The sequence below is a fragment of the Pseudomonas sp. NFIX49 genome (genome assembly GCF_900115915.1).
GTDB classification, from domain to species: Bacteria; Pseudomonadota; Gammaproteobacteria; order Pseudomonadales; family Pseudomonadaceae; genus Aquipseudomonas; species Aquipseudomonas pharyngis.
The window spans coordinates 256,811-269,052 of the sequence record NZ_FOYE01000004.1; the positions used below are offsets into that span (position 1 = coordinate 256,811).

Here is a 12,242-nt window from a genome sequence, read left to right on the forward strand (position 1 = left end):
TGATTTACCGATGAATGCCGGACGAGCGGGCGAACAAATAGCCGGTCTGCCAGGGAACCAGACAGGGGTTTTCTCTTCTAAGCTTCTGGTTGGCGCCAGGCCATCCCCCTTCCGCTCCAGGAGTTACACCATGTCGCTGCGATCTATCGCCCTTCTGTCGTTTTGCGTGCTGTTGGCCGCATGCAGCAAGGTCAATCAGGAAAACTATTCGAAGCTCTCGGCCGGCATGGCCAAGGCCGAAGTCGAGACGCTGCTCGGCAAGCCCACCGATTGCTCGGGCGCGCTGGGCATGTCCAGTTGCACCTGGGGCGACAAGAACAGCTTTATCAGCGTGCAGTACGCCGGTGACAAAGTGCTGATGTTTTCCGGCCAAGGCCTGAAGTAAACCGGGGCTTCGCGCCCACGGGAGAAAAACAATGAAGCGGTTATTGCTTGTCCTTTTTGCCGGCCTGGTATTGGCTGGCTGCGCCACGTCCGGTGAAGATCCGCTGGCGCCGAAGACGGTCAACAGTGTCAATCTCAAGCGTTACCAGGGCACCTGGTACGAGCTGGCGCGTCTGCCGATGTACTTCCAGCGCAATTGCGCGCAATCCGAAGCCCGTTACTCGCTCAAGCCCGACGGCAATATCGCGGTGTACAACCGCTGTCTGACGGCAGACTGGAAGTGGGAAGAGGTCAAAGGCACGGCTTATCCACAGGTGCCGGGCAAGACCGACAAGCTGTGGGTCGAGTTCGATACCTGGTTCTCGCGCCTGATTCCGGGTGTGGCGAAGGGTCAATACTGGGTGCTGTACGTCAGCGATGACTACAAGACCGCCCTCGTGGGCGACCCGAGTCGTCGCTACCTGTGGCTGTTGTCCCGCACGCCGACCGTCAACGGTGTGGTGCGTGAGGAACTGCTGAGCAAGGCGCGCCAGCAGGGTTATGACACCACGCGTCTGATCTGGCGGGCGTCGGATCAGCAGATGGCCAAAACGTCCAACTGACTTCTCCTGTTCTGATCGTTCCCACGCTCCGCGTGGGAGTGCCTCAATGGACGCTCTGCGTCCGCTTTTGGGACGCGGAGCGTCCCGGGCTGCATTCCCACGCAGAGCGTGGGAACGATCAGTAACAGAGGTTTTGTGTCAGCCCAAAAGCTCTCGCAGGACCTGGGTGAAGGCGCGATTGCTGTCCTCCTCCCCGGCATGTCGCCCCTCGCGCACGACCCACTGACCGTTGACCAGCACGTCGCGCACCTGACGATCGCCACCGGCAAACAGCCAGCGATTGAGAATCCCGTCACCGCTGGCCGTGGTCAGATACGGATCGCTGCCATCGAGCACAATCCAGTCGGCACGCTTGCCGACCTCCAGCGCACCGATCGGCTGGCCCAGCGCCTGAGCACCTCCATCCAGCGCCGCGTCGTACAACGTGCGGCCAACCATCGGCTGATCCGCGCCATACAAGCGATTGCGCCGCTGATCGCGCAGACGCTGGCCGTATTCCAGCCAACGCAATTCTTCCACCACGCTCAACGACACATGGCTGTCGGAGCCAATCCCCATGCGCCCACCCTGAGCGAGGAAATCCACCGCCGGGAATATCCCGTCGCCGAGGTTGGCCTCGGTGGTCAGGCACAGGCCGGCGATGGCGCGACTCTTGGCCATCAGCGTGACTTCTTCCGGGTTGGCGTGGGTCGCGTGCACCAGGCACCAGCGCTGATCGACTTCGGTGTTTTCGTACAGCCATTGCAGCGGGCGACGACCGCTCCAGCTCAGGCAGTCATCGACTTCCTTCTGCTGCTCGGCGATGTGGATGTGCACCGGGCATTGCTGGTCGCTGGCCGCCAGTACTTCGCTGATCTGTTGCGGTGTGACCGCGCGCAACGAGTGGAAGCACAGGCCCAGCGACTGCGCCTTTTGCTGCGCCAGCAGGGGTTGCAGGCGCGATTGCAGCTTCAGGTAGTTTTCGGTGCTGTTGATGAAACGGCGCTGGCCTTCGTTCGGCGTCTGGCCGCCGAAACCGCTGTGGCTGTAGAGCACGGGAAGTAACGTCAGACCGATGCCGGCCGAGCTGGCCGCCTGGCTGATGCGTAACGCCAGCTCGGCCGGGTCGGCGTAAGGCTGGCCGTTGTTATCGTGGTGGACGTAATGGAATTCGGCGACCGAGGTGTAACCGGCCTTGAGCATTTCGATGTACAGCTGACGGGCAATCACCCCGAGCTGGTCGGGGCTGATTTTTCCGACGAGCCGGTACATCAGATCGCGCCAGGTCCAGAAACTGTCGTTGGGATTGCCGGCCACTTCCGCCAGTCCCGCCATCGCTCGCTGGAACGCGTGGGAGTGCAGATTCGGCATCCCCGGCAGCAGCGGACCGCTCAACCGTTCGGCGCCATCTGCGGTGGAATCGGCCTGGATTCGGGTCAAAACGCCATCGGCGCTGACCTCGAGACGTACATTGTTGGCCCATCCGTTAGGCAGCAGCGCGCGTTCGGCAAAGAAGGCGGACATGGTTCAGCACCCCATCGTGTGTTATTTGTATATACATATACAGACGTTTGCCTGCCCGGTAAACTCCGGCAAGCTAGCAACTTTCATCCAATGAACAGGGATCCACCGTGCCGACTCCGCCTCCAGTCTCCCCGTTGGCCGCGAACATGGGCGACAGTCCGGCGCCCTTGTACGCCCGCGTCAAACAGATGATCACCCAGCAGATCGACAGCGGTAACTGGCCGCCCCATTACCGCGTGCCGTCGGAGAGCGAGCTGGTCAGCCAACTGGGCTTCAGCCGCATGACCATCAACCGCGCACTGCGGGAAATGACCGCCGACGGTCTGCTGGTGCGCATGCAAGGCGTCGGCACTTTCGTTGCTGAACCGAAGAGCCAGTCCGCGCTGTTCGAAGTGCACAACATCGCCGACGAAATCGCCTCCCGTGGCCATCGCCACACCTGTCAGGTAATCACTCTGGAAGAAGAGGCTGCCGGTTCCGAACGCGCGCTGGCGCTGGACATGCGCGAAGGGCAGAAGGTCTTTCACTCGCTGATCGTGCATTACGAAAACGACATTCCTGTGCAAATCGAAGACCGCTTCGTCAATGCGTTGGTCGCCCCGGAATACCTCAAGCAGGACTTCACCCTGCAAACGCCTTACGCCTATCTGAACCAGGTCGCGCCGCTGACCGAAGGCGAGCACGTGGTCGAAGCGATCCTTGCCGAAGCGTCCGAATGCAAATTGCTGCAGATCGAAAAAGGCGAGCCGTGCCTGCTGATCCGCCGTCGTACGTGGTCGGGTCGTCAGCCGGTGACAGCGGCACGCCTGATCCACCCCGGTTCCCGTCATCGTCTGGAAGGTCGGTTCCATAAATGAGTGAAGTGAAAGTTTTACGCGCTGAAGGCTACCCGCGCATGCCGTGGAAAAACGGCGGCGGCAGCACCGAGGAAATCACCCGTGACGCCGGCGCCGGCCTCGACGGTTTTGGCTGGCGCCTGTCGATTGCCGACATCGCCGAATCCGGCGGCTTTTCGACCTTCGCCGGTTACCAGCGGGTCATCACGGTGTTGCAGGGTGACGGCATGACCCTGTGTGTCGACGGCGACGATACCCGGCCGTTGTTACCCCTCGACCCGTTTGCCTTCAGCGGCGAAAGCCAGGTGTCCTGCACTTTGCTCGGCGGCGCGATCCGTGACTTCAACCTGATCTACTCGCCCCAGCGTTACAGCGCACGCCTGCAATGGCTGGACGGCGAGCAGCGGTTTTTCAGTTCGGCGAGCACCGTGCTGATCTTCAGCGTCAGCGAGCTGCTGGAGGTCACGGTCGGTGACCGTACGTCGCAACTCGGCCGGCATGACTGCCTGCAACTGGACGGTAACACCGGGCTGACGGAGATTGCCGTCAATGCCGGCTGCTGCGTGATCGAACTGTCCCCGCGCTGATCCTCCCTTCTGATCGTTCCCACGCTCCGCGTGGGAATGCCGCCATGGACGCTCCGCGTCCGCTTTGTGACGCAGAGCGTCACGGAATGCATTCCCACGCAGAGCGTGGGAACGATCAAAAACCGCTGCTTTTAAAGCAGCGGTTTTTTTTCGTCCCGACGTTCCCGAAATGCGCACCAACTTGTTACCGAACGCCCCAGCGTGGCGCAGAACCACGCTTTCGTAACAACCTCTCGCCACCCTCTATCCACCCCGCGAAAAATTTCATGGACGCCAGAGCCCTTGATTCAGGCGCTCTGCAGCCCTGTTCGGAATTTTTATTGAACAGCCCTCCAACAAGTTGGCCGCTCGATTGCATATTCTTGTATGTACAAGTAAAGACGTATGCGTATGAGTCGATCGAGACTCTCCGCAGCGTCCACTGATTCGCTTGTCGCGCACTGAGGCGCACAGGCTGCTTGCCCACTGCCAGGGTTGGTTTGAATTGATCGCTGAGGAGTCTTTTTCGTGACTGACAACAAAACCACTAAGTTTCGTGACGTCGAAATCCGTGCCGCCCGCGGCAACAAGCTGACCGCCAAGAGCTGGCTGACCGAAGCGCCGCTGCGCATGCTGATGAACAACCTCGACCCGGAAGTCGCCGAGAACCCGAAAGAACTGGTGGTCTACGGTGGCATCGGTCGCGCTGCGCGTAACTGGGAGTGCTACGACAAGATCGTCGAGAGCCTGACCAATCTCAACGAAGACGAAACCCTGCTGGTGCAATCGGGCAAGCCTGTCGGCGTGTTCAAGACCCACAGCAACGCCCCGCGCGTACTGATCGCCAACTCCAACCTGGTGCCGCACTGGGCAACCTGGGAACACTTCAACGAACTCGACGCCAAAGGCCTGGCCATGTACGGCCAGATGACCGCCGGCAGCTGGATCTACATCGGCAGCCAGGGCATCGTCCAGGGCACCTACGAAACCTTCGTTGAAGCCGGTCGCCAGCACTACAACGACAACCTCACCGGCAAGTGGGTCCTGACCGCCGGCCTCGGCGGCATGGGCGGCGCCCAGCCACTGGCCGCGACCCTCGCCGGTGCCTGCTCGCTGAACATCGAATGCCAGCAGATCAGCATCGATTTCCGCCTCAAGACCCGCTACGTCGACGAGCAGGCCAAAGACCTCGACGACGCGCTGGCCCGCATCGCCAAATACACCTCCGAAGGCAAGGCGGTTTCCATCGCCCTGTGCGGCAACGCCGCTGAAATCCTTCCGGAACTGGTCAAGCGCGGCGTGCGCCCGGACATGGTCACCGACCAGACCAGCGCCCACGACCCGCTCAACGGTTACCTGCCGGCCGGCTGGACCTGGGACGAATACCGCGCCCGCGCCAAGACCGAGCCAGCCGCTGTGGTCAAGGCCGCCAAGCAATCGATGGCCGTGCACGTCAAAGCCATGCTCGACTTCCAGAAGATGGGCGTGCCGACCTTCGACTACGGCAACAACATCCGTCAGATGGCTCAGGAAGAAGGCGTCGAAAACGCATTCGATTTCCCAGGCTTCGTACCGGCCTACATCCGTCCGCTGTTCTGCCGTGGCATCGGCCCGTTCCGCTGGGCTGCACTGTCGGGTGATCCGCAGGACATCTACAAGACCGACGCCAAAGTCAAAGAGCTGATCCCGGACGACGCCCACCTGCACAACTGGCTGGACATGGCGCGTGAGCGCATCAGCTTCCAGGGTCTGCCGGCGCGTATCTGCTGGGTCGGCCTGGGCCTGCGCGCCAAGCTCGGTCTGGCGTTCAACGAAATGGTGCGCAGCGGCGAGCTGTCGGCGCCGATCGTGATCGGTCGCGACCACCTCGACTCCGGCTCGGTCTCCAGTCCGAACCGTGAAACCGAGTCGATGCAGGATGGCTCCGATGCCGTCTCCGACTGGCCGCTGCTCAACGCGCTGCTGAACACCGCGAGCGGTGCGACCTGGGTGTCCCTGCACCACGGCGGCGGCGTCGGCATGGGCTTCTCCCAGCACTCGGGCATGGTGATTGTCTGCGACGGTACTGACGAAGCGGCCGAGCGTATCGCTCGCGTGCTGCACAACGACCCGGGCACCGGCGTCATGCGTCACGCCGATGCCGGTTACCAGATCGCCATCGACTGCGCCAAGGAACAAGGGCTGAACCTGCCGATGATCACCGGCAAGTGAACATCTGCGGGAGCGGGCACCCTCGCTCCCACAGGGCCACAACAACAATAACCAGAACAATCCACAGAGGTTGAATCATGGCGGGCAACACCGATCGTGCAGGCAGTAAACCGTTGATCGAAAGGCGTTCGATCGACTACATCCCGGAAGCGGAAAGACACGGTCGTCTGTTCAGTCAGTTCACCCTGTGGATGGGTGCCAACCTGCAAATCACCGCGATTGTCACCGGGGCCCTGGCCGTGGTGCTGGGCGGCGATGTGTTCTGGTCGTTGATCGGTCTGCTGATCGGTCAATTGCTGGGCGGCGGGGTGATGGCGCTGCACGCAGCGCAAGGGCCGAAGCTTGGCCTGCCGCAGATGATTTCCAGCCGGGTGCAGTTCGGCGTCTACGGCGCGGCGATTCCGATCGTGCTGGTGTGCCTGATGTACCTCGGCTTCACCGCCACCGGAACGGTGTTGTCCGGTCAGGCGCTGGGCCAGTTGTTCGGGGTCAGCGATACCGTTGGCATCCTGCTTTTCGCCAGCGTCATCGTCGTGGTCACGGTGCTTGGCTATCGGGTGATTCACTGGATCGGCCGCATCGCCAGTGCCATTGGCGTGATTGCTTTCGTATACCTGTTCAGCCGTCTGATGAGTCAGGTGGACGTCGGCGCACTTCTGGAAATCCGCCACTTCAGCTGGAGCAGTTTCCTGCTGGCGGTGTCGCTCGCGGCCTCCTGGCAGATCGCTTTCGGCCCTTACGTGGCGGACTACTCGCGTTACCTGCCGAGCAAGGTGTCTTCGGTGAAAACCTTCTTCGCCGCCGGTGCCGGTTCGGTGATTGGTGCGCAGGTGGCGATGATCCTCGGTGTGTTCGCGGCCGCTTCGGCCAACGGGCAATTCGCCGGTCATGAAGTCGCCTACATCGTCGGTCTGGGCGGGACCGGTGCCACCGCCGCGCTGCTGTATTTCAGCATCGCGTTCGGCAAGGTCACCATCTCCACCCTGAACTCCTACGGCAGCTTCATGTGCATCGCGACCATCATCAGCGGCTTCCGTGGCCACCTGACGGTCACCCGCATGCAGCGTCTGGTGTTCGTGCTGGTGATCGTCGGCGCGGCGACCCTGATCGCACTGCTCGGCCAGCATTCGTTCCTCGGTGCGTTCAAGTCCTTCATCCTGTTCCTGCTGGCGTTCTTCACGCCGTGGAGTGCGATCAACCTGGTGGACTACTACTGCATCACCCGCGAGCGCTACGACGTGCCGGCACTGGCGGATCCGAACGGTCGCTACGGCCGCTGGAACATCCTCGGTATCAGCGTTTACGTGTTCGGGGTGCTGGTGCAACTGCCGTTCATTTCCACCAAGTTCTATACCGGTCCATTGGTGGCGGCCCTGGGGGATGTGGATATTTCCTGGATCATCGGTCTCGTGCTGCCCGCAGCGCTGTACTACGTCTGCGCGAAAAAATGGCACGGCACCGTACCCGATCGACTGATTCTGCCCGTCGAGCAGGACAGCGTTGTACAACCTAAAACAAGCGGGGCCGGTCGCGCTGCGGCGCAGGCCTGATTTGGACGTGGACAGGGCTGGATGCCTCTTGACTGCCGTAAGCCAATTCATGATTAGGAGCGTCACAACAATGAAATCGAACAAGACCCTGCTGACCACCTTGCTTTCCATGGGCCTGCTGGCCAGCGCCGGCGCGACCCAGGCCGCTGGCTGGTGCGAGTCCGGCAAACCGGTGAAATTCGCCGGCCTGAACTGGGAAAGCGGCATGCTGCTGACCGACGTTCTGCAAGTGGTGCTGGAAAAAGGTTACGACTGCAAGACCGACAGCCTGCCGGGCAACTCCATCACCATGGAAAACGCCCTGAGCAGCAACGACATCCAGATCTTCGCCGAAGAATGGGTCGGCCGCAGCGAGGTCTGGAACAAGGCCGAGAAGGCCGGCAAGGTCGTCGGTGTCGGCGCCCCGGTGGTGGGTGCGATCGAAGGCTGGTACGTGCCGCGCTACGTGATCGAAGGCGACGCCAAACGCAAGATCGAAGCCAAGGCGCCGGACCTGAAAAACATCGCCGACCTGGGCAAATACGCCGCCATCTTCAAGGACGCCGAAGAGCCTTCCAAGGGCCGCTTCTACAACTGCCCGGCCGGCTGGACCTGCGAGCTGGACAACAGCGAAATGCTGAAAAGCTACGGCCTGGAAAACAGCTACACCAACTTCCGTCCGGGCACCGGTCCGGCGCTGGATGCGGCGGTGCTGTCGAGCTACAAGCGTGGCGAGCCGATCCTGTTCTACTACTGGTCGCCAACCCCGCTGATGGGCCAGATCGACGCAGTGAAACTGGAAGAAAAACCGGGCGTCGACAAGACCGTGACCATCAAGGTCGGTCTGTCCAAGACCTTCCACGAGCAAGCGCCGGAACTGGTGGCCGTGCTGGAAAAGGTCAACCTGCCGATCGACCTGCTGAACCAGAACCTGGGCCGCATGGCGAAGGAACGTATCGAGTCGCCAAAACTGGCGAAAATCTTCCTCAAGGAACATCCTGAGGTCTGGCATGCGTGGGTGAGTGAAGACGCTGCCAAGAAAATCGACGCGGCGCTGTAGGTCGAATTCCTCCCGGCCAACCGAGAGGCTGGCCGGGGTGTTCGCCGCAATCGCTTGATTGAGTTTCCTGATTGAGAGCCGCTTATGTTTCCCGAAAGCTTTACCTTTTCCATCGCCGACTGGGTCAACGGTTGGGTCGATGCGCTGGTCACCAACTACGGCGATGTGTTCCGTCATATCTCCGACACCCTGCTGTGGGCCATCGTCAATCTTGAAGGCCTGCTGCGCGCCGCGCCGTGGTGGTTGATGCTGGCCATCGTCGGCGTCGTGGCCTGGCATGCGACGCGCAAAGTCGTGACCACCGCCGTGATCGTCGGTCTGTTGTTCCTGGTCGGCGCTGTCGGTCTGTGGGACAAGTTGATGCAGACCCTCGCGCTGATGATGGTGGCGACGGTCATTTCGGTGCTGATCGGCGTACCGCTGGGGATTCTCTCGGCGCGCAGCAATCGCCTGCGTTCGGTGCTGATGCCGCTGCTCGACATCATGCAGACCATGCCGAGCTTCGTGTACCTGATTCCGGTGCTGATGCTGTTCGGCCTGGGCAAGGTGCCGGCGATTTTCGCCACCGTGATCTACGCCGCGCCGCCGCTGATCCGCCTGACCGATCTGGGCATCCGCCAGGTTGACGGCGAAGTGATGGAAGCGATCAACGCCTTCGGCGCCAACCGCTGGCAGCAACTGTTCGGCGTGCAACTGCCGCTGGCCCTGCCGAGCATCATGGCCGGGATCAACCAGACCACCATGATGGCCCTGTCGATGGTGGTGATCGCCTCGATGATCGGCGCCCGTGGTCTGGGTGAAGATGTGCTGGTGGGCATTCAGACCCTCAACGTCGGACGCGGCCTTGAAGCCGGTCTGGCGATCGTGATTCTCGCAGTGGTCATCGACCGCATTACCCAGGCGTATGGTCGGCCACGGCATGAGGTGAGCAAATGAGCAACGCAACCGTGAGCAAGATCGAAGTCAAAAACGTCTTCAAGATTTTCGGCAACCGCGCCAAGGATGCACTGACGATGGTCGGCCAGGGCAAGACCAAGGATCAGGTGCTGAACGAAACCGGTTGCGTGGTCGGGGTCAACGATTTGTCCCTGAGCATCGGCACCGGCGAGATCTTCGTGATCATGGGCCTGTCCGGCTCCGGCAAATCGACCCTGGTGCGCCACTTCAACCGCCTGATCGACCCGACCAGCGGCGCGATCCTGGTGGACGGCGTGGACATCCTGCAATACGACATGGACGCCTTGCGCGAATTTCGTCGGCACAAGATCAGCATGGTGTTCCAGAGCTTCGGCCTGCTGCCGCACAAGACCGTGCTCGACAACGTCGCCTACGGCCTGAAAGTGCGCGGCGAGACCAAGCAACTGTGCGCCGAACGCGCGCTGCACTGGATCAACACCGTGGGCCTCAAGGGCTACGAAAACAAATACCCGCACCAGCTCTCCGGCGGCATGCGCCAACGTGTGGGTCTGGCCCGCGCCCTGGCGGCGGACACCGACATCATCCTGATGGACGAAGCGTTCAGTGCGCTGGATCCGCTGATCCGCGCCGAGATGCAGGACCAGTTGCTGGAGCTGCAAAAGACCCTGCACAAGACCATCGTCTTCATCACCCACGACCTCGACGAGGCCGTGCGCATCGGCAACCGCATCGCGATCCTCAAGGACGGCCGCCTGATCCAGGTCGGCACGCCGAAAGAGATCCTGCATTCGCCGGCGGACGAGTATGTCGACCGTTTCGTGCAGCGGCGGGCGGCTGTGGTTTAAAGGTTTACGGCAGGCTCGTTCCCACGTCGAGGCGTCGAACCGTCTGCGTAGGAATGCATACCGTGACGCTCCGCGTCACCATTGCGCAGGACTTGAGTCTTGCGGTGAGAGCGGGACGCGGAGCGTCCCAGGCGGCGTTCCCACGCAGAGCGTGGGAACGATCAGGTTAATGAGGTTTTAGATGTCCCAGGCTGAAAAAATCGTTATCGCCGACGCCCCGATGCGTTGGCAGGATGTGGTCGCAGTCGCTCGTCACGGCGCGCAGCTCGAGCTGTCGGCGCAGACCTGGGCGCGCATTGAAAACGCGCAGGGCATCGTCCAGCGCATCGTCGCCAGCGGCGAGCGCGCCTATGGCGTGAACACCGGGCTCGGTGCGCTGTGCAACGTCTCGCTGAAAGACGAACAGCTCAGCCAGCTGTCGCGCAACACCTTGCTCAGCCATGCCTGCGGCGTCGGTCCGGTACTGGCCGATGAGCAGACCCGCGCCATCCTGTGCTCGGCGATCCGCAACTACAGCCACGGCAAATCCGGCATTCATCGCCGGGTGGTCGAAGCGCTGCTGGCGCTGCTCAATCGCGGCATCACCCCGCAAGTGCCGTCCCAGGGTTCGGTGGGTTACCTGACCCACATGGCCCACATCGGCATCGCGCTGCTGGGCGTGGGCAATGTCAGCTATCGCGGGCAGATCGTGTCTGCACAGCAGGCGCTGGCCGAAGAGGGCCTGCAACCGGTTCAGCTCGGGGCGAAGGACGGTCTGTGCCTGGTCAACGGTACGCCGTGCATGACCGGCCTCGGTTGCCTGGGGATTGCCGACGCCACACGTCTGCTGCAATGGGCCGACGTGATCGGCGCCATGAGTTTCGAAGCCCAGCGCGGCCAGATCGCCGCGTTCGATGCCGAGATCATTGCGCTCAAACCGCATCCGGGCATGCAGCAGGTCGGCGTCAATCTGCGCGCCTTGCTCGATGGCAGCGAAGTGATCGCGGCGAGCAAAGGCATTCGCACTCAGGATGCCTTGAGCATCCGCTCGATCCCGCAGGTGCACGGCGCCGCCCGCGATCAACTGGAACACGCGATCAAACAGATCGAAACCGAGCTCAACGGCTGCACCGACAACCCGTTGCTGCTGGGCACGCCGGATGACTTCCGTGTCATGTCCCAGGCCAACCCGCACGGGCAATCGGTGGCGCTGGCGGCGGATCTGCTGGCGATTGCGATGGCTGAAATCGGATCGATTGCCGAGCGGCGTCTGGATCGCCTGATCAACCCGCACGTCAGCGGTCTGCCGGCATTCCTGGTGGCCAATCCGGGGGTGAACTCCGGGATGATGATCGTGCAATACGTCGCCGCGTCGCTGTGCGCGGAAAACCGCCAGTTGGCGCAGCCGGCGGTGCTCGACAACTACGTCACCTCGGGCCTGCAGGAAGATCACTTGAGCATGGGCACCAACGCCGCGCTGAAGCTGCATCGCGCGCTGGAAAACTGCACTCAGATCCTCGCCATCGAGTACCTGCTGGCGGCCCAGGCGTTTGAATTTCTCAAGGAACAGCGCTTCGGCGCCGGCACCGATACCGCCTGGCGACTGCTGCGCGAAAAGGTCCCGGCCTACGATCAGGATCGCTGGCTGGCGCCGGATATCGCCGCAGCTGCAAACGTTCTGAAAGACACGGATCTGCTGCACAACGCATTACCGAATTTGCACTGAAAACTACCCACGCCAGCGTGCCAAGGCGCGGCTCCCCAAAAGGGCAGACGCGACGGACAACGGACATCTCCGGAGCGTCTGGC

General features: G+C 61.9%; 11 protein-coding genes. 10 read left to right on the top strand and 1 reads right to left on the bottom strand.

All coding sequences use genetic code 11. The features are described 5' to 3' along the window. The first annotated feature begins 130 nt into the window (after positions 1-130). Together BMZ46_RS13120 and BMZ46_RS13125 are read left to right on the top strand one after the other, a co-directional pair. Complete coding sequence (locus tag BMZ46_RS13120) at positions 131-385, top strand: hypothetical protein (protein ID WP_007952486.1); 255 nt, start codon at positions 131-133, stop codon at positions 383-385. Between the two features lie 31 nt (positions 386-416). Next, a complete protein-coding gene (locus tag BMZ46_RS13125; protein ID WP_039764712.1) occupies positions 417-986 on the top strand; it encodes a lipocalin family protein in 570 nt (189 codons plus the stop codon). Between the two features lie 138 nt (positions 987-1,124). On the opposite strand, the gene BMZ46_RS13130 is transcribed toward BMZ46_RS13125, so the two are convergent. Next, positions 1,125-2,489 carry a formimidoylglutamate deiminase gene (locus BMZ46_RS13130; RefSeq protein ID WP_074689530.1) on the bottom strand — a complete coding sequence of 455 codons (1,365 nt, stop codon included), beginning with the start codon at positions 2,487-2,489 and terminating at the stop codon, positions 1,125-1,127. A gap of 146 nt (positions 2,490-2,635) precedes the next feature. Here BMZ46_RS13130 and hutC point away from each other — a divergent pair, with 146 nt between their 5' ends. The 8 genes from hutC (at position 2,636) to hutH (ending at position 12,159) form a co-directional block, all read left to right on the top strand. After that, positions 2,636-3,346: a histidine utilization repressor gene (hutC, locus tag BMZ46_RS13135; RefSeq protein ID WP_170844914.1), complete on the top strand. Its 711-nt coding sequence runs from the start codon at positions 2,636-2,638 to the stop codon at positions 3,344-3,346. After that, the gene (locus BMZ46_RS13140) at positions 3,343-3,912 is read left to right on the top strand and encodes a HutD/Ves family protein (RefSeq protein WP_074689532.1); all 570 of its coding nucleotides are present in this window, start codon (positions 3,343-3,345) and stop codon (positions 3,910-3,912) included. Before hutC ends, BMZ46_RS13140 begins: the two co-directional genes overlap by 4 nt. Before the next feature lie 507 nt (positions 3,913-4,419). After that, complete coding sequence (hutU, locus tag BMZ46_RS13145) at positions 4,420-6,102, top strand: urocanate hydratase (protein WP_039764719.1); 1,683 nt, start codon at positions 4,420-4,422, stop codon at positions 6,100-6,102. A gap of 77 nt (positions 6,103-6,179) precedes the next feature. Next, positions 6,180-7,652 (top strand): purine-cytosine permease family protein, encoded by a 1,473-nt coding sequence (locus BMZ46_RS13150; protein ID WP_074689534.1) that lies wholly within the window; start codon positions 6,180-6,182, stop codon positions 7,650-7,652. A gap of 70 nt (positions 7,653-7,722) precedes the next feature. Next, the gene (locus tag BMZ46_RS13155; protein ID WP_039764723.1) at positions 7,723-8,691 is read left to right on the top strand and encodes an ABC transporter substrate-binding protein; all 969 of its coding nucleotides are present in this window, start codon (positions 7,723-7,725) and stop codon (positions 8,689-8,691) included. 84 nt (positions 8,692-8,775) lie between these two features. Then, entirely contained in the window at positions 8,776-9,627 is an 852-nt protein-coding gene (locus BMZ46_RS13160; protein WP_007952475.1) for an ABC transporter permease, read from the top strand. Beyond that, positions 9,624-10,454 (top strand): quaternary amine ABC transporter ATP-binding protein, encoded by an 831-nt coding sequence (locus tag BMZ46_RS13165; protein WP_074689536.1) that lies wholly within the window; start codon positions 9,624-9,626, stop codon positions 10,452-10,454. Before BMZ46_RS13160 ends, BMZ46_RS13165 begins: the two co-directional genes overlap by 4 nt. Positions 10,455-10,635: 181 nt before the next feature. Continuing rightward, positions 10,636-12,159 carry a histidine ammonia-lyase gene (hutH, locus tag BMZ46_RS13170; RefSeq protein ID WP_074689538.1) on the top strand — a complete coding sequence of 508 codons (1,524 nt, stop codon included), beginning with the start codon at positions 10,636-10,638 and terminating at the stop codon, positions 12,157-12,159. The last annotated feature ends 83 nt before the right edge of the window (positions 12,160-12,242 follow it).

Coding starts and splice junctions, on each gene's coding strand:
- BMZ46_RS13165 (WP_074689536.1), top strand. CDS start 9,624: ATGAGCAACGCAACCGTGAGCAAGATCGAAGTCAAAAACGTCTTCAAG.
- BMZ46_RS13155 (WP_039764723.1), top strand. CDS start 7,723: ATGAAATCGAACAAGACCCTGCTGACCACCTTGCTTTCCATGGGCCTG.
- BMZ46_RS13150 (WP_074689534.1), top strand. CDS start 6,180: ATGGCGGGCAACACCGATCGTGCAGGCAGTAAACCGTTGATCGAAAGG.
- BMZ46_RS13120 (WP_007952486.1), top strand. CDS start 131: ATGTCGCTGCGATCTATCGCCCTTCTGTCGTTTTGCGTGCTGTTGGCC.
- BMZ46_RS13140 (WP_074689532.1), top strand. CDS start 3,343: ATGAGTGAAGTGAAAGTTTTACGCGCTGAAGGCTACCCGCGCATGCCG.
- hutC (WP_170844914.1), top strand. CDS start 2,636: ATGGGCGACAGTCCGGCGCCCTTGTACGCCCGCGTCAAACAGATGATC.
- BMZ46_RS13160 (WP_007952475.1), top strand. CDS start 8,776: ATGTTTCCCGAAAGCTTTACCTTTTCCATCGCCGACTGGGTCAACGGT.
- BMZ46_RS13130 (WP_074689530.1), bottom strand. CDS start 2,489: ATGTCCGCCTTCTTTGCCGAACGCGCGCTGCTGCCTAACGGATGGGCC.
- hutH (WP_074689538.1), top strand. CDS start 10,636: ATGTCCCAGGCTGAAAAAATCGTTATCGCCGACGCCCCGATGCGTTGG.
- BMZ46_RS13125 (WP_039764712.1), top strand. CDS start 417: ATGAAGCGGTTATTGCTTGTCCTTTTTGCCGGCCTGGTATTGGCTGGC.